At 30.1% G+C, this 19654-nt stretch carries 19 protein-coding genes; 7 read left to right on the top strand and 12 right to left on the bottom strand.

The features are described from left to right. The first annotated feature begins 23 nt into the window (after positions 1-23). Positions 24-473 carry a nucleoside deaminase gene (locus tag IEW75_RS01880; protein ID WP_134248342.1) on the top strand — a complete coding sequence of 150 codons (450 nt, stop codon included), beginning with the start codon at positions 24-26 and terminating at the stop codon, positions 471-473. On the opposite strand, the gene IEW75_RS01875 is transcribed toward IEW75_RS01880, so the two are convergent. Together IEW75_RS01875 and IEW75_RS01870 are read right to left on the bottom strand one after the other, a co-directional pair. Continuing rightward, complete coding sequence (locus tag IEW75_RS01875) at positions 470-715, bottom strand: hypothetical protein (RefSeq protein ID WP_134248341.1); 246 nt, start codon at positions 713-715, stop codon at positions 470-472. The genes IEW75_RS01880 and IEW75_RS01875 overlap by 4 nt on opposite strands. A 10-nt stretch (positions 716-725) precedes the next feature. Then, a complete protein-coding gene (locus IEW75_RS01870) occupies positions 726-2516 on the bottom strand; it encodes a chloride channel protein (RefSeq protein WP_134248340.1) in 1791 nt (596 codons plus the stop codon). 395 nt (positions 2517-2911) lie between these two features. Here IEW75_RS01870 and IEW75_RS01865 point away from each other — a divergent pair, with 395 nt between their 5' ends. Continuing rightward, positions 2912-3865 (top strand): FKBP-type peptidyl-prolyl cis-trans isomerase, encoded by a 954-nt coding sequence (locus IEW75_RS01865; RefSeq protein WP_158283794.1) that lies wholly within the window; start codon positions 2912-2914, stop codon positions 3863-3865. Positions 3866-3951: 86 nt separating this feature from the next. Here IEW75_RS01865 and aspS read toward each other — a convergent pair whose 3' ends face one another. After that, a complete protein-coding gene (aspS, locus tag IEW75_RS01860) occupies positions 3952-5700 on the bottom strand; it encodes an aspartate--tRNA ligase (protein ID WP_134248338.1) in 1749 nt (582 codons plus the stop codon). Positions 5701-6056: 356 nt separating this feature from the next. On the opposite strand from aspS, the gene IEW75_RS01855 reads away from it, so the two are divergent. The 3 genes from IEW75_RS01855 to rsmI all read left to right on the top strand — a co-directional run bounded on the left by IEW75_RS01855 (position 6057) and on the right by rsmI (position 11396). Then, positions 6057-7856 carry an AMP-dependent synthetase/ligase gene (locus tag IEW75_RS01855; protein ID WP_134248337.1) on the top strand — a complete coding sequence of 600 codons (1800 nt, stop codon included), beginning with the start codon at positions 6057-6059 and terminating at the stop codon, positions 7854-7856. A 139-nt stretch (positions 7857-7995) separates the two neighbouring features. Further along, positions 7996-10575 carry a carboxylesterase family protein gene (locus tag IEW75_RS01850; protein WP_134248336.1) on the top strand — a complete coding sequence of 860 codons (2580 nt, stop codon included), beginning with the start codon at positions 7996-7998 and terminating at the stop codon, positions 10573-10575. A gap of 140 nt (positions 10576-10715) precedes the next feature. Then, positions 10716-11396 carry a 16S rRNA (cytidine(1402)-2'-O)-methyltransferase gene (gene rsmI / locus IEW75_RS01845; protein WP_134248335.1) on the top strand — a complete coding sequence of 227 codons (681 nt, stop codon included), beginning with the start codon at positions 10716-10718 and terminating at the stop codon, positions 11394-11396. A gap of 1 nt (position 11397) precedes the next feature. Here rsmI and IEW75_RS01840 read toward each other — a convergent pair whose 3' ends face one another. Then, entirely contained in the window at positions 11398-11724 is a 327-nt protein-coding gene (locus IEW75_RS01840; RefSeq protein ID WP_134248334.1) for a winged helix-turn-helix transcriptional regulator, read from the bottom strand. A gap of 132 nt (positions 11725-11856) precedes the next feature. Here IEW75_RS01840 and IEW75_RS01835 point away from each other — a divergent pair, with 132 nt between their 5' ends. Further along, positions 11857-12852, top strand: a complete 996-nt coding sequence (locus IEW75_RS01835) for a YhdH/YhfP family quinone oxidoreductase (RefSeq protein WP_229714371.1) — start codon at positions 11857-11859, stop codon at positions 12850-12852. Positions 12853-13123: 271 nt separating this feature from the next. Here the strand turns inward: IEW75_RS01835 and IEW75_RS01830 are convergent, their stop codons facing one another. From IEW75_RS01830 to IEW75_RS01800, 8 genes are all read right to left on the bottom strand, one after another. Continuing rightward, positions 13124-13942 (bottom strand): glycerophosphodiester phosphodiesterase, encoded by an 819-nt coding sequence (locus IEW75_RS01830; RefSeq protein ID WP_134248333.1) that lies wholly within the window; start codon positions 13940-13942, stop codon positions 13124-13126. Between the two features lie 387 nt (positions 13943-14329). Then, complete coding sequence (locus tag IEW75_RS15870; RefSeq protein ID WP_262711444.1) at positions 14330-14464, bottom strand: hypothetical protein; 135 nt, start codon at positions 14462-14464, stop codon at positions 14330-14332. 185 nt (positions 14465-14649) lie between these two features. Next, the gene (locus IEW75_RS01825) at positions 14650-15810 is read right to left on the bottom strand and encodes an iron-containing alcohol dehydrogenase (protein ID WP_134248332.1); all 1161 of its coding nucleotides are present in this window, start codon (positions 15808-15810) and stop codon (positions 14650-14652) included. Positions 15811-15836: 26 nt separating this feature from the next. Beyond that, complete coding sequence (locus IEW75_RS01820) at positions 15837-16469, bottom strand: nitroreductase family protein (RefSeq protein WP_134248331.1); 633 nt, start codon at positions 16467-16469, stop codon at positions 15837-15839. Between the two features lie 36 nt (positions 16470-16505). After that, positions 16506-16937, bottom strand: a complete 432-nt coding sequence (locus IEW75_RS01815) for a DoxX family protein (protein ID WP_134248330.1) — start codon at positions 16935-16937, stop codon at positions 16506-16508. Between the two features lie 21 nt (positions 16938-16958). Beyond that, positions 16959-17618: an NAD(P)H-binding protein gene (locus IEW75_RS01810; RefSeq protein ID WP_134248329.1), complete on the bottom strand. Its 660-nt coding sequence runs from the start codon at positions 17616-17618 to the stop codon at positions 16959-16961. Between the two features lie 2 nt (positions 17619-17620). Beyond that, the gene (locus tag IEW75_RS01805; RefSeq protein WP_134248328.1) at positions 17621-18199 is read right to left on the bottom strand and encodes a TetR/AcrR family transcriptional regulator; all 579 of its coding nucleotides are present in this window, start codon (positions 18197-18199) and stop codon (positions 17621-17623) included. Then, complete coding sequence (locus tag IEW75_RS01800; RefSeq protein ID WP_134248327.1) at positions 18192-18593, bottom strand: DoxX family protein; 402 nt, start codon at positions 18591-18593, stop codon at positions 18192-18194. The genes IEW75_RS01805 and IEW75_RS01800 overlap by 8 nt, the downstream gene beginning before the upstream one ends. 122 nt (positions 18594-18715) lie before the next feature. Between IEW75_RS01800 and rlmF the strand changes: the two genes are divergently transcribed. After that, positions 18716-19594 carry a 23S rRNA (adenine(1618)-N(6))-methyltransferase RlmF gene (rlmF, locus tag IEW75_RS01795; RefSeq protein WP_134248326.1) on the top strand — a complete coding sequence of 293 codons (879 nt, stop codon included), beginning with the start codon at positions 18716-18718 and terminating at the stop codon, positions 19592-19594. Positions 19595-19654: the final 60 nt, after the last annotated feature.

Raw genomic sequence — 19654 nt, 5'->3', positions numbered from 1 at the left:
ATAAAAAAATCTACTTTTGAAATATGATAAATCCTTTTGATGATGCTTATTTTATGAAACGTGCTTTGCAAGAAGCACAACTTGCTTTTGATAAAAATGAAATTCCTGTTGGTGCAGTAATTGTAATGAACAATCAAATAATTGCTCGCGCTCATAATTTAACGGAAACCTTAAATGATGTTACTGCACACGCAGAAATGCAAGCATTTACTGCTGCTGCAGATTATTTAGGTGGAAAATATTTAAAAGAATGTACCTTGTATGTAACTTTAGAGCCTTGCCAAATGTGTGCAGGCGCAAGTTACTGGACTCAAATTAATAAAATAGTGTATGGTGCTTCTGAAGAAAAAAGAGGCTTTATAAAGTTAAATACAACATTACACCCAAAAACAGTTGTTGTTGGAGGTATTTTAGAAAAAGAATGCAGTAAGCTTTTGACGCGCTTTTTTATAGAAAAACGAAATTTGAATTAGTTTTTTTCCTCTTTCTTATTATGTTCCTCTAAATCTTTTCGGTATTGGTCAAAAGTAAAATCTTTGATATTCTTATTTTTATAACGATGGTAAATAAATAAAGGCATAAAAATAAATGCTATTGCCAAAACTCCAATTCCAATAATTATTTCTCCATTTGGGTCTCCACTATTTTTTACATAATAGCCATAGACTAAAACACCAATAATTGTTATAAATAAAAAGATTAAAATAGATTTCATAATGTATAAATTAAGCACTTACGTGAATTAGTTTTCTTCTATAAGCTGTAAGAAGTCTAGATTTTGAAATAAAACCATAGTATTTACCATCTTTAATTACTGGTAAATTCCAAGCTACAGTTGTTTTAAATTTATTCATAATTACTTCCATAGAATCCTTGTCGTAATTAATAATATCAGGTACACTGTGCATTAGATCTAACACTTTTTGTTTATCGTATAATGTAGTTTTAAACATAATACTTCTAATATCATCAAGTGTAATAACTCCTAAAAATTCATTATTACTGCTTACTACAGGAAAGTGATTTCTAGAGGATTTTGCCACTGCATTATTTACAATTTCACCTAAGGTCATTTCTGGTTTTAGTATTATAAAGTTAGTTTCAATAACCTTGTCAATATCCATAAGCATTAACACATTTTTGTCTTTATCATGTGTTATTAATTGTCCTTTTTTAGCCAATTCTGATGCGTAAATATTGTGTGGTATATAATTTTTAGTAATTAAATATGAAATAGAAGAAACAATCATTAATGGAATAAATAACTCGTAACCACTAGTAAGTTCAGCAATTAAGAAAATTGCCGTTAACGGAGCTTGAAGAATTCCTGCCATTAAACCAGCCATTCCTACCATAGCAAAATTAGTAGAAGACAATTGATGACCAAAAATTTGACTATGATTAATAATTGAAGCAAATATATACCCCGTAATACTTCCTGTAAAAAGGGTAGGAGCAAAAATACCTCCAACACCACCTGCACCAAATGTTAAAGAAGTGGCAACTACTTTAAAGGCTACCAAACCTATTAAAAGTACTGAAATTATTAAAAAATTATCGGGCTCAATATGAAAAATATTATTTGTAACTATTGGAATAATGTTCCCTTTTAAAACATTGTTAATAGTTGAATAGCCTTCACCAAATAAAGGTGGAATTAAAAATACCATAATACCTAATGATATTCCTCCAAAAAGCAATCGTTTATGAGCGCCTTTAAAATCTCTAAAAAAGGCACCTATTTTAAAATATACTTTGCTAAAATAAATGGACACAACTGAACAAGAAACTCCTAATAAAATGTAAAAAAGCACATCATTTAAATGAAATTGATCTTCAATATTAAAGTGCAATAATACATCTTCACCAAAAAAGAAGTAAGAGGTTAATACAGCTGTAATTGAAGCCAATAATAAAGGAATCATAGAAACCATGGTTAACTCTAAACTAAAAATTTCAACAGCAAAAATAATTGCCGCAATGGGTGCTTTAAAAATTGAAGACATTGCGCCCGCAGCTGCAGCTCCAATAAGCAATGTTCTTGTAGTTTGATTTACATGCATTAAACGAGCAAAATTAGAGCCTAAAGCCGCACCTGTAGCTACTGTTGGACCTTCCAGCCCTACAGACCCACCAAATCCAACAGTTAATGGAGCTGTTAAAATTGATGACCACATTTGGTGACGTGGCATAATTCCTTTTAATCTAGAAATGGCGAATAAAGTGGAAGGTATACCGTGACCAACTTTTTTCTTAATACCATACCTTTTAACCATTCTAACTAAAAACAGTCCTATAATTGGGAAAATAAAATAAAAAGCGACGTGAATATCTTTAATAAATTCACCCTCTAGCAAATGTTGAATAAAATGTGTCAAGTTTTTTAAAAGTACCGCACCTAAGCCCGCTAACAAACCAATTATTGCGCTCGCAATTCTAACAAATTGTTTGTCTGAAATATGCTGATATTTCCAAATTAAGAATCGTTTAAGGATATGTTTTAATTTACTTGACATTCGTTTTGTTATAAAATAAGGAATTTACAAAAGTATCTAAATTAAAGGATTAAACTATCCGCTTAGGACAACTTTTACACTTTTTTTCACCCTTTTTTTTATATTTTTTGCAACAATCTTCTTTTACCTTGCTTTTTACCTTTTTTTGTTTTGATTTTTTCCAATCAAAATCATAATTAAAAATATTTATCGTTTTTTGCACTTTTAAAATCGTTATTTAGAATGATTTTAAACAAAGGTACAAATACTTTGAAAATGAACATTATAAAATTAAAATTTTTAATCAACTACCTCCTAAATATAATTGATACCCTATTTATAATAAAATATGTTGTAGCGTTATTTCCTCATCGAACGTATCTAGAATGTATAACAAATTTAAAAACATTTTATTTATGAGAATTATTAATTTTAAGAAACTAATGCTATTGTTAGGAATAGTTTCACTTACCACATTAAATAGTTGTTTAGACGAGGATAACTATAATGAACAAAACAACAAAGATTACAAATTAATTGAACAGTATTTAGCAGAGAATAATTTAGAAGCTACAAAAAGCCCTTATGGATTTTATTATACCGTTATCGAATCGAATGATACAGGAGAAGAAGTTAAAGAAGATGATATTCTTTCTATTTTTTATGAAATGAAAATTTTAAATGGAGCTATAATTGATGAAGTTAAAGAGAGTTCTGGAATTCCTAAAAAAATTAATATTGTAACTAATTCTATCTTTCCTCAGGGGATTATTATGGGTTCTGCATTAATGAAAGAGGGAGAAAAATATAGGTTTTATATTCCTTCTAACTTAGCATACGGTTCTTATAGTTATGAAAGTTTAATTCCAAGTAATGCAGTAATTATTATGGAAACCAAAATCGCTAAAATTGAAGATGAAGATGATCAAAAGCAATTTGAAAAAGCTACAATTGAAACCTATATTACAGATAATAACATTACTGATATTAACGAAACAGATTTTGGAGCTTTTTATAAAAAAACTGAAAACGGTACTGGTGATTCTCCAATTGAAGGAAATAGGGTAAAAACAAAATATGTAGCTAAATATCTAGACGGTACTGAATTTAGCAAAACAGAAACTGACAAAACTTTTGATTTTACTGTGGGCACAGAATCAATAATTAAAGGAGTGAATGAAAGTATTAAACTCATGCAAAAAGGAGAAAAAGCTACTTTTATAATCCCTTCTAATTTAGCTTACTATTCTAGTTTACAAATTTTTCCAGAAACAATTAGAGAAGACCTACTTGAAAAAGGACTTATTTCACAAAAAATACCTCCGTTTACTAATTTAATTTTTGAGATAGAACTTGTAGATATTAATTAAGCAATAATTTTAAAAGAAGTTAATTGATTAAACAAAAAAGCTAAACGTTTTAAAACGTTTAGCTTTTTTGTTTAAATTAAGAATTTTTACAAATCTAATTTCAAGTTTAATTCTTTTAATTGTTCATCATCAATCTTAGATGGTGCATCAATCATAACGTCACGTCCACTATTGTTTTTTGGAAAAGCAATAAAATCTCTAATGGTTTCTTGTCCGCCTAAAATAGCAACCAGTCTATCCAATCCAAAAGCAATTCCACCGTGTGGAGGTGCTCCATATTCAAAAGCATTCATTAAAAACCCAAACTGATCTTTTGCTTGTTCAGGAGTAAAGCCTAAATGACCTAGCATTAATGCTTGTGTAGCTTTATCGTGAATTCTAATAGAACCACCACCAATTTCATTTCCGTTTAACACTAAATCGTAAGCGTTTGCTCTCACTTTTCCAGGATCGGTGTCTAATAGTGACATATCTTCTGGTTTAGGAGATGTAAATGGATGGTGCATTGCATGATAACGTTTACTTTCCTCATCCCATTCTAATAATGGAAAATCAACTACCCATAACGGTGCAAATACTTTTGGATCACGCAACCCTAAACGCGTTGCTAATTCCATACGTAACGCACTTAACTGCGCTCTTACTTTATCTGCAACACCACTTAAAACACAAATTAAATCTCCAGGTATAGCACCAGTAGCTTCCGCCCATTTTGCTAAATCTTCTTCATTGTAAAACTTATCTACTGATGATTTAAAACTACCATCTTCATTACATTTTACATATACCATTCCTAAAGCACCAACTTGAGGACGTTTTACCCATTCTATTAATTTATCAATTTCTTTTCTTGTGTAACTTGCTCCGTCAGGAACTGCAATACCAACTACTAATTCAGCATTGTTAAAAACGCCAAAGTCTTTATGTTGCGCAACTTCATTTAACTCGCCAAACTCCATTCCAAAACGAATATCTGGCTTGTCATTTCCATATTTTTTAATAGCTTCATCATACGTCATTCTTGGAAATTCAGCAACTTCAACACCATTTACAACTTTTAGTAAATGACGTGTTAATCCTTCAAATGTATTTAAAATATCTTCTTGCTCTACAAACGCCATTTCACAGTCAATTTGTGTAAATTCTGGTTGTCTGTCTGCTCTTAAATCTTCATCTCTAAAACATTTTACAATCTGAAAATACTTATCCATTCCACCAACCATCAGCAATTGCTTAAATGTTTGAGGCGATTGTGGTAAGGCGTAAAACTGACCTTCATTCATCCTGCTTGGCACCACAAAATCACGTGCACCTTCAGGAGTAGACTTAATTAAAACAGGTGTTTCTACTTCAATAAAATCTTGATCAGATAAATATTTTCTAGTTTCAATTGCAACCTTACTTCTAAAAATAAGATTATTTTTTACAGGATTTCTTCTAATATCTAAGTAGCGATATTTCATTCGTAACTCGTCACCACCATCAGTTTCATCTTCAATAGTAAAAGGAGGTATTAAAGATGCGTTTAAAACAGTTAGTTCTTTTACTAAAATTTCAACTTCTCCTGTAGGAATATTTTTGTTTTTAGAAACACGTTCAATAACTTCACCCTTAACTTGAATTACAAATTCTCGACCTAAAGTTTTTGCTTTTTCCACCATCTCTTTAGGTGTTCTGTCTTCATCAAAAATCAATTGCGTAATCCCGTATCGGTCACGTAAATCAACCCAAATCATAAATCCTTTGTCGCGTGATTTTTGCACCCAACCTGCCAAAGTAACTTCTTGGCCAACATTTGCTAATCGTAATTCTCCGTTTGAATGTGTTCTATACATTGTTATTTTTTTATTAGAAAGTGCAAATTTAATGATTTACAGCATAGTTTATACAGATATCAACCTTTTTTTGGGCGTTGCATTTGTAAAATCAAATGTCAGGCTCTTGGTACTCGCTTTTTCTATCCATTTTATGTCATAAAAAAAGAGCTTAAACAACAAACCTAGTACTGAGCGAAGTTGAAGTATCCATCCTTACCGCAGCATTATATTCTCCAAAAAGGTATCTTAAAAATTTGTAGTTTCGACTTCAATTGTAACATTCACAACCTTTAAAATAAATTAAACAGTTATTTTATTTGTAGATTTGCGCACTATGCAAAAAGTTTAGAATTTAATTTTCGAAACAAAACATAATGAACTATAAGCACTTAACAGAAGTAATTAAAGAAAATACACAGCGTTTCTCAACCAAAAATGCAATTTTCTATAAAAATATTGAAACTAAAAACTGGGATGGAATTTCTTGGGAAAATTTTTATCAACAAATTCAGAATGTTTCTAAAGCGTTGATTAATTTTGGAATAAAAGAACAACAAAATGTTGCAATTTTTGCACAAAATATGGCAGAATGGATAATTGCAGATATTGCAATTATGAACACCAGAGCTGTAACAGTTCCTATTTATGCAACGAACTCCGCAAAAGAAACAGCATATATTATAAACGATGCCGAAATAAGTGTTATTTTTATTGGAGATCAAGAAGAGTTTGACAAAGCTGAAGAAATTTCAAAAACTAATAAGTACTTAAAATTGATTGTTTCTTTAACCGAAACAGTTGACTTCAGAAATTATAAAAACGCAGTTTATTTATCCGATTTTGTGAATGCAGAATTTCCAGAAAGTATTGATAAGGAACTAGAAAAACGTTTTTTTGAACACCAATTAGACGATTTAGCAAGTATTATTTACACATCAGGAACCACAGGTGAGCCAAAAGGTGTTATGTTAGATCATAACAATTTTGCAGCCTCATTAAAAGCACATGAAGACGAATTAGATGTAAACATAAATGATACTTCATTAAGTTTTTTACCCTTAAGTCATATTTACGAGCGTAGCTGGGTGTTTTTTTGTATTCAATCAGGAATTCAAGTATATTTTAACCAAGATCCAAAAGAAATTGCAGAAGTTTTAAAAGAAGTGAAACCTTCGCTAATGTGCACGGTTCCACGTATATTCGAAAAAATATTTGCAGCAATTCAAGATAAAAGAAAAGAAGCCTCACCAACTAAAATGAAACTAGCGAGTTGGGCTTTAGGTATAGGAAACAACTATTTTAACAACCATAAACGTATTGATAAAAAAGTGCCTTTTGCACTAAAATTAAAACACAAAATTGCTGATAAATTGGTGTTGAGCAAATTACGTGGCGTATTTGGTGGAAACATTAAATTTATGCCTTGTGGAGGTGCGCCTTTGGCAGCCGATATGGTTTCCTATTTTCATTCTTTTGGGTTAAATATTAAGTGTGGCTATGGATTAACTGAAACTACTGCAACAGTTTCATTATTTGGAAATCAACATTTCGAATTTAATTCTGCAGGAAAAGCTATTGCTGGAACTGAAATAAAAATAGGTGCTAACAACGAGATTTTAGTGAAAGGTCCAGGAGTTATGAAAGGTTATTACAAAAAACCAAAAGCAACCGCCGAAGTTTTTACAGAAGATGGATGGTTTAAAACTGGTGATGCTGGCAAACTAGATGAAAAAGGTAATTTGGTAATTACTGACAGAATTAAAGATTTAATGAAAACTTCTGGAGGAAAATACATTGCTCCGCAGAAACTAGAAACAGCTTTAGTAAACGATTCTTTTATTGAACAAATTGCAGTAATTGGTGATCAACAAAAATATGTTACTGCTCTTGCTGTACCAAGTTTTGAAAACATAAAAAAATATGCAATAGAGCATAGTATTGGCTTTAAAGATATTGAAGAGTTAATCAATCATAATCAAATAAAAGATATGTTTGAAAAACGATTTGAAGAATTACAAAAGGAGTTTTCTAAATTTGAAAAAATTAAAAAATTTACCTTATTACCTAAAGAGTTTAGTATTGAAGCTGGAGAAATAACCGCAACACTTAAATTAAAACGAAAAGTTATTCAGAAAAAATACAAAGAACTTATTGATAAAATGTATAAAGATTAAATAGCATTTTTAATTTTATTTACAATTGTTAGGAGCAAAAAATGCATTTAACTTAAGTAATGTGTTATTTGTCTATATTTTTTTAGAACTCTTTTAATTTATCGGATATTTATGCTTTCATAAATCGTAAATTTTAAAGATGCTTCAATTTAACTTTAAAAAAGTTTCAAGTTTAATTTTGATTCTTTTAATCACCACCGTACAATTTGCTCAAGAAAAAACTGGAAATATTGTAGAGTATTTTGGTAAAGAAAAAGTAAATGAAATTAGTGAAGGAAAATTATTACACGTTTTTAAAAACGGACTTTCCTTAAAAATTCAAGATTTTTCTTTTAATGCTTCTTCATTCCCAACAGAACCTGTTTTTGACAAATTTTTAATGAATCCTACTGTAAAAATTTCAGAAAATGAAGTTTTTGATATTGATTATTTAGGAAATGAATTAAAATGGAAAGCCATTTCTACAGATGAAACCAATACATTTAACAACCAAGATTTAAGATCTAGTTATGTGTATTTAACCTACAAATCTAACACCGAAAAAACGGTGCTTTTTGAAGCTTCAGGCCATACAATGTTACTAATAAATGGCTTACCTCACGAAGGAGATCATTACGATTTTGGTTGGAATTTAATTCCTCTGAAGTTAAAAAAAGGAACCAATGTTTTTGTGCTAAAAGTAGGACGTTTTCCACGTATTAGAGCACGTTTAATTGAACCTCAAAATCCCGTTCAGTTTACTTCAAGAGATTTAACAATGCCTGATATTTTAGTTGAAGAAACCAAAGATTACAAAGGTGCAATTAGAGTGATTAACGCCTCTAATAATTGGGTGAAAAATTATACAATAACTTCAGAATTATTAGGAAATACAAAGGAATCTAAAGTAGTTGCAATTCCGCCAATGAGCGTTCTTAAAGTACCATTTTCAATTGCTTCCGTTTCAAAAGAAACAACTTTAGAAACTGTTGAATTACAATTGAAACTTAAAAACAACAAGAGTGAAATTATTTCTAATCAATTAGTTAACTTAGACGTTAAAACAAAACACCAACATCATAAAAAAACATTTATAAGTGCTATTGATGGAAGTGTACAATATTACAGTGTTGCACCATCAACCAATAAAGATTCAAAAAAACAGGCATTATTTTTGTCTGTGCATGGTGCGTCTGTTGAAGCTGTAAATCAAGCAAATGCATACGAGAAAAAAAATTGGGGAAATGTAGTTGCTCCAACCAACCGTAGACCATTTGGTTTCGCTTGGGAAGATTGGGGTAGATTAGATGCCTTAGAAGTTTTAGCAGATGCTAAAAGTATATACCAACCAAATCCTACAAAAATTTATTTAACTGGTCATTCTATGGGTGGACACGGAACTTGGTATTTAGGTGCTACATATCCAGATAAATTTGCATCAATCGCTCCTTGTGCTGGTTATCCAGATTTAATAGCATACCGTGATAGTTTCTTGAAGAAAACTTTAGAATTACCGCAAGATCAATTAACAAAAAGAGGAATTACTCCTGAAGTTGTTAACAGAATAAATACGCCATACATAGAAACGGAAGTGGAAAAATTAATGAAAAGAGCTGGAACTCCTAGCCGAACATTAAAACTAATACGTAACTATTTACATTACGGTGTATATGTTTTACATGGTGAAAAGGACAACGTTGTACCAACATATATAGCTCGTGATATGCGCGAACGTTTAGGTAAATTTCATAACGATTTTACCTATTACGAATACCCAGATGGAACACATTGGTACGGAAATCACAGTTTAGATTGGTATAAAATTTTCAACTTTTTTAAAGAGCGTACACTTAGAGATCCTAATGAAATTAAGAATTTAGAGTTTTATACAGGATCTCCCGGAGTTTCTGCAACTTCTAATTTTATTACTATTCATCAACAAGAAAAGCCTTTTGAAGTAAGTTCATTTAATTTTTCAAAAGAAGATTCATTTAAAATTGATACAGACAATGTTGAATACTTAGAAGTTGATTTAACCAAATTAAGCGATACCATTACAAATATTTTTGTTGATGGAAAGGAATTTAATGTAGAAACTAATTCTAAAGTATTTTTAACAGTTAATAGTGGTGAATGGACAGTTGTACAAAAACCTTCATTAAAAGAAAAAGGACCACACAGAAATGGCGGTTTTAAAGATGCTTTTAGACATAATGTTGTATTTGTATATGCTACAAAAGGTTCAAATACTGAAAATGAATGGTACTACAACAAAGCAAAATTTGATGCTGAAACATTTTGGTACAGAGCAAATGGAACTATTGAAGTTATAAAAGATACAGACTTCAATGCTAAAAAATATGCAGATAGAAACGTAATTATCTACGGAAATAAAAGCAATAACGCCGCATGGAATAAATTGCTTAAAAACAGTCCAATTCAAGTTGAAAATAATTTGGTGACTATTGGTGGTAAAAAGTTAACAGGAAACCAATGGGGAATGTATTTTACAATTCCAAGAAATGACAGTAACATTGCAAGTATTGGTGTGGTTACTGCAACTGGAAAAAATGGGATGAAAGCAACATATGCAAATCATTATTTAGTAAACGGAACAACGTTTCCAGATGTTTTATTATTCGATAATACAGTAATTACAGTTGGGGATAAAGCAGTAAAATGTGCTGGATTCTTTGGAAACGATTGGTCTATTGAAAAAGGAGATTTTAAATGGAATTAACAAAAGAAAGTTTGGTTTTTTAATAATTGATGTTTAAAAGAGGTGCTTAAGTAATTTAGCATCTCTTTTTTATAGTTCAAATAAATTGCTATATTTAAAATAGCAGTAACTTTGTATGTTCATTCTTAATTAAAAAACTTTTGGAATCAAAACTATATTTAGTACCAACACCTATTGGAAATTTAGAAGATATAACTTTTAGAGCTGTAAGGGTTTTAAAAGAAGTTGATTTAATTTTAGCTGAAGACACACGTACCAGCGGTAAACTATTAAAACATTTTGAAATTTCTACACATATGCACAGCCATCATATGCACAACGAGCATAAAACGGTTGACAACATAGTAAAACGAATAAAAAGTGGAGAATCCGTTGCTTTAATCTCCGATGCTGGAACTCCTGCAATTTCTGATCCTGGATTTTTATTAACGAGAGCATGTATAGAAAATGGTGTTGAAATTGAGTGTTTACCTGGTGCAACAGCTTTTGTGCCTGCACTTGTAAATAGTGGTTTACCAAATGATAAATTTATTTTTGAAGGATTTTTACCTGTTAAAAAAGGAAGACAAACTCGTTTAACTTTTTTAGCCGAAGAAACACGAACCATGATTTTTTATGAATCACCTCATAAATTATTAAAAACCTTAACTCATTTTGCTCAATATTTTGGTGAAGATAGACCAATTTCAGTTTCTCGTGAACTCACAAAATTATACGAAGAAACTATACGAGGAACCGTTTCAGAATTAATTCAACATTTTACAAAAAAGGCTCCAAAAGGAGAGTTTGTAGTTGTAGTAGGAGGAAAAAGTTCGAAATAATTTAATTTTCTTCAGAATCAATCTTATTTTCAAAAATAATTCCACCCTTAAACATTCCCTTTAAATAAGGATGAATTTCTTTGCCTAAATCGGTCAAGCTATATTCAACTCTTGGTGGAACTTCAGGAAATACTTCTCTATTAATTAAATTGTCGGTTTCCAATTCTTTCAATTGTTTACTCATCATGCGTTCACTAATATCAGGAATAAGTTTTACCAATTCATTGTATCTCTTATTTCCTTGAAAAAGATGTAAAATAATGGTGCTTTTTCGCTTTCCTTTAATCACATTTATAAAAGTATCTATTGGACAATAACTTTTTTTCATTTTTTTTACTTTTAAAACCTAGTATTTATACAAAATAGTATAAAATGTTTGTAAGTGCATAATTTGTAGGCCCTTGCATACTCCAATTTATTGATCGAACTTTGTTACAAAAGTAACTAAAAGATAGAAAACATGATGAATGATAAAACAACATTTAAAGCATTTAGAGTTGAAGAAGATAATGAAAAATTTGTTTCAGCAATAAAAGAAATGCCTTTTGAAGCATTAAAAGAAAAAGAATTACTCATAAAAGTACATTATAGTTCGTTAAATTATAAAGATGCCTTATCTGCAATTGGAAACAAAGGAGTTACCCGAAATTACCCGCATACACCAGGTATTGATGCTGTTGGAACAATTGTTTCATCTAATTCTGAAAAATTTAAAATTGATAATGAAGTTATTGTAACTAGTTATGATTTGGGTATGAACACCAATGGAGGTTTTGCAGAATATGTAAAAGTTCCTGAAAACTGGGTGGTAAAATTACCTAAAAACCTTTCTATGAAAGAAGCTATGATTTTTGGAACTGCGGGCTTAACAGCTGGGATGTCCGTTTTAAAATTAACGGAAACTGTAAAACCTGAAAATGGAAATATTGTTGTATCCGGTGCTACAGGCGGTGTTGGTTCTTTAAGTGTTTTGATATTGAACAAATTAGGATATAAAGTTACAGCAATCACAGGAAAAGAAAACGAAAAACAGTATTTTGAAGACTTAGGTGTTGAAGTAATTTCACGAAAAGATTTTGAAGATATGCAAAAAAGACCGTTGTTAAAACCACTATTTTCTGGTGGAATTGATACTGTTGGAGGTATTATTTTAGAAAATATTATAAAAACAGTAGCACCATTAGGTGTAGTTACTTGTTGTGGAAATGTAGCTTCCCCAAAACTTGAATTAACAGTTTTTCCATTTATTTTAAGAGGAATATCTTTAATTGGTATCGATTCTCAAAATTACCCAATGCATTACAGAGAGCATGTTTGGAATAAACTAGCTAAAGAATGGAAAGTTGAAAATTTAGAAGAGAATACAACAACCATTACTTTTAATCAATTAAGTGAGAAGTTAAATTTAATGTTAAAAGGAAAATTAAAAGGACGAACCATTTTAAAATTACTTTAAACTCTTAAGAAACAATTATTAAAAATGCTCATTAATTAACTTTAATGGGCTTTTTTAATTTAAAATCGATTGCCCATAAACCAATATTTAAAATATATAGAATTCAATAGAACACCGTATTTTTATACACTAATCTTTTGAAGATTTTGACAACATAATGTTATTATTTTTTTTTGAAAAATCAGCTCATTGAATATAATAGCATTATATGTTCCGTTTGACCCAAAACTAATTATTGCTTATTCTTAATAACTAGAATAAATGACCTAAATTAATTAGTATCCTGTGTAGAGTTTGATTTAAGTTTTTTTAAAACAAGTTCTGGCTCATCTGTGGTAATATAATCAAATTCATTTGCTAAAAGCCAGTCTATATCTTCATTTGTATTTGCTGTCCAAGCATTTAATACTAAATTGTGTTGTTTAGCACTTGCTATCCAATCAGGGCGATTTTTTAATTTAGAAACTGAATAATTCAATCCCGAAATTTTGTCTTTTTTTAAATCTTCTGGAGATTTGGATCCATCTAAATATTGCGTTTTAGCAGCAGAATCTATTTCCAGGATTCTTTTTAAAATTGAATAATTAAAACTAATATATGCTTTAATATAGTTTTCGGCTTTAAGTTTTTTTACCAGTTTTAAAACATTTTCAGCAATAATTATATTGCGCTCTTCTACTTTTGAAGGTTTTATTTCACACACTAAACCTGTAGTTGTATTATCTTGCATTGCTGCATTTATATATTCTTTTAAGGTAGGTAAGGTTTCGCCATTTGAAAGTTTAAATTTCGACAACTCTACATAGGTAGATTCTTCTATCTCTAAACCCTGATATTCAGCGTCATGTATAACTATTAAAACATTGTCTAAAGTCATTCTTACATCAAATTCTGATCCAGTACAGCCTAAAGTTATGGCTTGCTTTAGCGAAGCAATTGAATTTTGAGGAAGGTTGTTACTTTTCCAAGCTCCACGGTGTGCAACTATTACATTATCTGCAAAAATAATTTTTTCCGAAATAGTTTTATTGCAAGAATTTAGACTCATAATTAGTAAAAATAAAGATATATTATATGTAATTCTATGCATAAACTTAGTTTTATTTCAAATTTAGTTAAAACGAAATAAAACAAAACCAAGTCAAGGTCTTTTCTGCTAATAAAGTTAATTGAAATCTATATTTGTGAAGTGCAAATTTGTGATAAGTTCAACCGGTTAATAAAGACATATTAATACAAGTTATAAGAAATGAATATGATCCAAAAAAATTGAATTAGTTTCTTTGAATCATATTAACTGTAAAGTACCACTTATTTTAATTGATTTAGTTTTTATGCGATGCTAAAACATTTTCAGCAAGCTAAAGTTGAAAATAACTCATTTCAATATAAAATTAAGTTTTGTTAGTTGTTTTTTTGTTTGAAGAACTTTCTACCTCGTTCTTAAAAAGAATTGGAATTATTAAGAAATTACGGATTATAGGCCGTAATTTCTTTTACGATTCCAGCTAGATCTTTTTGAGCTTTGGAAATCAATAAATCTTCCTTTAGGTTCTAATTGGTTGTTTTCTTGTGTTGTAAAAATGTCGATAATAGTGTCTAATGTTTTCATAATAAATTGTGTTAGTAGTTAATAACACCACAAATATATGTAAGAATATAGTACTATGCAAAACAAAGTACTATATTATGAAATATTTAACAATCAGCTATATACGTAAAATTTATTTTTTTACAAAAAAGAAAAGCTCACTAAAGTTAATTAATGAGCTTTATATATAATGTTAATATTTCCATTTAATAACTCATTTCTACAATTTTTTCAACCGTTTCCGGAGTTACTTTTCCGTGTTCGCCCAAACCTTTCCAACCACGCTCTTCAAAACGTTTTGAAATTATTTGAGCTGTTCCTTTGTAATCTTCTGTGTATTCAGATAGTTTGGTTTTTATTCCTAATGAATGGAAAAACTTGGTAGTTTTTTCAATTCCAGCCTTTGCCATTTCTGCTTTAGTTCCTTCTGTAACATTCCAAACACGTTCTGCATATTGTGCTAATTTATCTTTTTTGTCATCAAAATTTACTTTGTAATGACTTTCAGCAATTATAGCCAACGTTCTGGCGTGGTCTATTCCAAATAAAGCAGTTAATTCGTGCCCCATCATATGTACAGCCCAATCACTTGGAACTCCCTGCTGAATTAATCCGTTTAAAGCCATAGTACAACTCCACATAAAGTTTGATGCCGCTTTATAATCTGAAGTATCTTTTAAAATTGCAGGCGCAACTTCAATCAAAGTTTGTAAAATACTTTCAGCAATTCTATCTTGTAATTTAGCATCTACAGAATAAGTCATATATTGCTCTAAAACATGCGTAAAAGCATCTGCCAACCCGTTCGCAATTTGACGTTGTGGAATAGATTTTACAACTTCTGGATCTAACACTGAAAATTGAGGAAATAATCCTGGTCCACCCATTGCAAATTTCTCTTTTGTTTCAGCTCTTGTAATTACCGCACCAGAATTCATTTCAGAACCTGTTGCTGGTAAAGTAAGTACACTACCAAAAGGCATTCCTTTTAAAGTTCTAATACTATTTTTTAAAATATCCCAAGGCTCATCACCTTCATATAAGGCTGCTGCGGATAAAAATTTGGTTCCATCTATAACAGAACCTCCACCAACAGCTAGTAAAAATGTGATTTTTTCAGCTTTAATAATATCTAAAGCTTCCATTAAAACATCGTATTCTGGATTTGCAGGAATTCCGCCAAATTCAATCACTTCAAAATTTGATAGTGCTTTTGAAACTTGTTCATAAACACCATTTGTTTTTATACTTCCTCCACCAAAAAGCATTAATACTTTGGAGTTTTCTGGAATTTCAGAAGCAATATTTTCTATTTGTCCTTTTCCGAATAAAATTTTAGTCGGATTTTTATATTGAAAATTGTTCATAATATATAATTTTTAAGTTTTATTAATTATTCAATTACAGTTACCAAATCTTCAGTAGATTTTCTAACTTTTTGAAGGTTTACCAACCAATCCTTTTCAGTGTCTCTATAGCCAATTGGTAATAATACACAACTACGTAATCCCTTTTCTCGTAGGCCTAAAATTTTATCAACTTCAACCGGATCAAAACCTTCAATTGGAGTTGAATCAACTCCTTCATAAGCTGCTGCAATTATAGCCGCACTAAAAGCAATATATGCCTGTTTTGCTGCGTGGTTAAAATTCTCTTCTGCATCTTGCTGAGGATATGAACCTAATAGCATTTGACGGTAGTTTTCCCAGCCTTCATTTTTAAATCCACGTACTTCATTTGTTAAGTCGAACATTTTATTAATTCTATCTTCGGTATACGTATCCCAAGCTGCAAAAACCAATAAGTGCGAACAATCTGTGATCATAGATTGGTTCCAAGCAACTGGTTTAATAGCTTCTTTAATAGCTTGATTTTTCACTACAATTATTTCAAAAGGTTGTAAGCCACTTGATGTTGGTGCTAAACGTGCAGCTTCAATAATATTAGCAATTTTTTCTTCTGATACCTTTTCTCCATTCATTGCTTTTGCAGCGTATCTCCAATTTAATTTATCTAATAATTCCATAATTTTGTTTTTGTTTTTTAATTTATTGCTATTTCTTTAATTTTTTCTTGTTAAATATTTAAGTGCCCCCGTAGACCACAAAGCCCAGATAATTAAAACAGGTTGAAAAATTAACCTAATTAATCGTTGCCTATCTGTATTTAAGCCAAAAGAGTCAATTTGATTTACATATTGATTAATATTTCCAGGGAAAATAAGGATGAAGAATATTGCTAACACAATACCTGTTTTAAGTTTTAATCTACCTCCAACAATCATTAGTATACCAAAAATAATTTCTACCACTCCTGATGCTAATACAATAAAGTCCATAAACCCTTTGTCTGTAGTTATCCAAGTTGGAACTTGTGCTTGAAACTCTATCCTAAGGAAGGTTAGGTGTCCTATTCCAGCATAGAGCATAAAAGCACCTAACAAAATTCTCGATATGTTTTGAATGATACTTGTTTTATTAAAATATTTTTTCATTTGATATGATGTTTAAATACGTTATACTTTTGCAAGTAACTTGATACTTGAAGATGTTATTATTTTTTTTATTGAAGTCGAATTTGCCAAGTTGATCATTGTTTGTGCAATATGTTCAGCTTCTGTAATTTGATATTTTTTTAATTTTCCGAAGAATAAAGGTTGGAATATTTTAAATAGTACCAATCCAATTTTTTCTCCAATTCTAGTTTCTTTTCTGTCTCCTTCAATTATTGAAGGTTGTAAAATGTAGGTGTTTTTAATTTTTTTTGAAAGAACAGATTGTTCCATCTCACCTTTCGTTTTATTATAAAAAACACTGCTATTTGCATTTGCTCCTAATGCAGAAACAACTAAAAAAGTGTTGATTCCGTTTTCTTTTGAAAGTTTTGCAGCTGCAACAGGAATTCCATAATCAATAGCTTTATAAACAGTTTTGTCTGGTGTTTTTTTTGCTGTAGTTCCAATACAACAAAATACTTCATCTGCTATAAAATCTTTTTTAAAGTTTTCTAATTCAAGAAGATTTCCAATAAATTGTTTTACTTTAATTGGTAATCCCTCAATTTTATTTCTTGAAAATAATTTAACCGTTGTATACCTTTTATCTTCAATTAATTTTTGAAGTAGAATTCCGCCAGTTAGCCCAGTTGCCCCTAAGATAATTGCTGTTTTTCCCATAATTATACTTTTATACTGTTCCAAGCTGCCAAAAAAGCTTCATTCAAATTTTTTTCAGTTAATTTAAAGGAATCGTTTTGTTGCATTGTTGTTAAAAACGCCAATGGATAAATGGTATAGGCATATAATAAATATGGTGAAATTAACTTTATAATGCCTTTTTGCTGTCCTCTTTCCCATAAATCTAACAAAGGTTGCAAGTGCTTTAATCCTTTTTGCCTGCTCTCCTCATCAATCATAGGAGTATTGTCACATTGCGATAAAAAATTAGCCTCTTCAACTTTATTTATTTTAAATTTTGCAATATTGAACCAAATTTGTTGAAAGCTTTCTTTTATAGGTTGATTAACATCGTAATTTTTAAAAGCTTGATTGCTAAATGATGCTTTTATTTCTAAATACAACTGATTGATTAAATCTTGTTTATTTTCAAAATAAATATAAATAGTCGCAGGCGAAACTTCCGCTAATTTTGCAATTTTAGACATAGGTGCAGCATGAAAACCATTATTTATAACCAAACTTAAAGTTGCATTTAATAAGGCAATCCTTTTTTCGTTACTTTTAACTCTTTTAGCCATTATTAATATTGTTAGTTGAAACGCTATTTTTTATTTTCCACACTATAAAAATTAGTAAAAATTGAATAGGCAACCTTATTAAAGCAGCCTTTTGGCTTCCAATTGCTGGTGCTTCTGCAAAAACATCCCAAATATGAATTGGTAAAAAAAGGAATAACAACACAAGAATTCCAATAGCACCAATTTTAGCATATTTTTTAATTAATAAAAGTACGCCCACTAAAATTTCAGCAACACCCGATGCATAAATTATAGTTGTTTTTAACGGTAAAAATTCAGGAACAAAAGGCATGAAAAAAGCTGGTTTGATAAAATGTTGTATTCCTGCATATATCATAAATAATGCAATTACTATTTTTAAAATATTCCAGATTTTAATTGTTTTTGATTTCATATGATTGTTTTGATAAAGTGCAAATATAGTGCATTTTTTTCACAAAACGAACGTTCATTCACTTTGTAAATATTAAATTTATCTTAAAGTTTTAAATAGTACTTTTACACTTTATATAAAATATGGCACCTAAAAACAATCTACATCCAAATAACAAACATAACAAAGGTTATAATTTTAAAGAATTATGTGAGGCCTACCCTCTATTGCAAGATTTTGTATTTGTAAATTCCTATAATACTGAAACGATAGATTTTGCTAATCCAAAAGCTGTTAAGGCGATAAACACGGCGCTATTATTTAAATATTACAATATTAAATTTTGGGATTTCCCTGATGATAATTTATGTCCGCCAATTCCCGGACGTGTAGATTATATTCATTATTTAAACGACTTATTAAAAAGTTCTGACATAGAAAACAATATAAACGTGTTAGATATTGGTGCTGGAGCAAATTGTATTTATCCTTTATTGGGTAATGCCGAATTTAATTGGAGTTTTGTTGGAACCGATATTGATAAAAAATCGTTAGACAGGACAGAAAAGATCATCAAAAAAAATGGACTTTCTGAAGTTATTAAACTAAAACAACAGAAAGATGCTTCTCAAATTTTTCAGGGAATTTTAAATGAAGAAGCTAAATTTTCTGCAACAATGTGCAATCCACCTTTTTATCGTTCACAAGAAGAAGCTATGCTAGCCAATGCTCGAAAATTAGAAGGATTGGGAAAACAATCAGATGAAGCTAGAAATTTCAGCGGTAAACAACAAGAACTATGGTATAAAGGTGGTGAAAAGGCATTTTTACATACCTATCTATATGAAAGCTCTATGTTTAAAACACAGTGTTTTTGGTACACCACATTGGTTTCAAAAAAAGAAAATGCTGAAAGTATGATTCCTTCATTAAAAAAATTAGGCGCTACTAAAGTTAAAACAATTCCAATGCATCAAGGAAATAAAGTTACACGTATTGTTGCCTGGAGTTTTATAGTCTAGAAATAGCCCAAAATATAAAGCGTTACAATAAGTAGCACCTACTATTGTAACGCTTTTTGT

The sequence above is a fragment of the Lutibacter litoralis genome, from assembly GCF_014646675.1.
GTDB classification, from domain to species: domain Bacteria; phylum Bacteroidota; class Bacteroidia; order Flavobacteriales; family Flavobacteriaceae; genus Lutibacter; species Lutibacter litoralis.
This window is presented reverse-complemented; position numbering and strand designations above follow the sequence as displayed.

Coding starts and splice junctions, on each gene's coding strand:
- IEW75_RS01880 (WP_134248342.1), top strand. CDS start 24: ATGATAAATCCTTTTGATGATGCTTATTTTATGAAACGTGCTTTGCAA.
- IEW75_RS15870 (WP_262711444.1), bottom strand. CDS start 14,464: ATGAAAACATTAGACACTATTATCGACATTTTTACAACACAAGAAAAC.
- IEW75_RS01800 (WP_134248327.1), bottom strand. CDS start 18,593: ATGAAATCAAAAACAATTAAAATCTGGAATATTTTAAAAATAGTAATT.
- IEW75_RS01820 (WP_134248331.1), bottom strand. CDS start 16,469: ATGGAATTATTAGATAAATTAAATTGGAGATACGCTGCAAAAGCAATG.
- IEW75_RS01825 (WP_134248332.1), bottom strand. CDS start 15,810: ATGAACAATTTTCAATATAAAAATCCGACTAAAATTTTATTCGGAAAA.
- IEW75_RS01805 (WP_134248328.1), bottom strand. CDS start 18,199: ATGGCTAAAAGAGTTAAAAGTAACGAAAAAAGGATTGCCTTATTAAAT.
- rlmF (WP_134248326.1), top strand. CDS start 18,716: ATGGCACCTAAAAACAATCTACATCCAAATAACAAACATAACAAAGGT.
- IEW75_RS01870 (WP_134248340.1), bottom strand. CDS start 2,516: ATGTCAAGTAAATTAAAACATATCCTTAAACGATTCTTAATTTGGAAA.
- aspS (WP_134248338.1), bottom strand. CDS start 5,700: ATGTATAGAACACATTCAAACGGAGAATTACGATTAGCAAATGTTGGC.
- IEW75_RS01840 (WP_134248334.1), bottom strand. CDS start 11,724: ATGAAAAAAAGTTATTGTCCAATAGATACTTTTATAAATGTGATTAAA.
- IEW75_RS01850 (WP_134248336.1), top strand. CDS start 7,996: ATGCTTCAATTTAACTTTAAAAAAGTTTCAAGTTTAATTTTGATTCTT.
- IEW75_RS01855 (WP_134248337.1), top strand. CDS start 6,057: ATGAACTATAAGCACTTAACAGAAGTAATTAAAGAAAATACACAGCGT.
- IEW75_RS01835 (WP_229714371.1), top strand. CDS start 11,857: ATGATGAATGATAAAACAACATTTAAAGCATTTAGAGTTGAAGAAGAT.
- IEW75_RS01815 (WP_134248330.1), bottom strand. CDS start 16,937: ATGAAAAAATATTTTAATAAAACAAGTATCATTCAAAACATATCGAGA.
- IEW75_RS01875 (WP_134248341.1), bottom strand. CDS start 715: ATGAAATCTATTTTAATCTTTTTATTTATAACAATTATTGGTGTTTTA.
- IEW75_RS01865 (WP_158283794.1), top strand. CDS start 2,912: ATGAGAATTATTAATTTTAAGAAACTAATGCTATTGTTAGGAATAGTT.
- IEW75_RS01830 (WP_134248333.1), bottom strand. CDS start 13,942: ATGCATAGAATTACATATAATATATCTTTATTTTTACTAATTATGAGT.
- IEW75_RS01810 (WP_134248329.1), bottom strand. CDS start 17,618: ATGGGAAAAACAGCAATTATCTTAGGGGCAACTGGGCTAACTGGCGGA.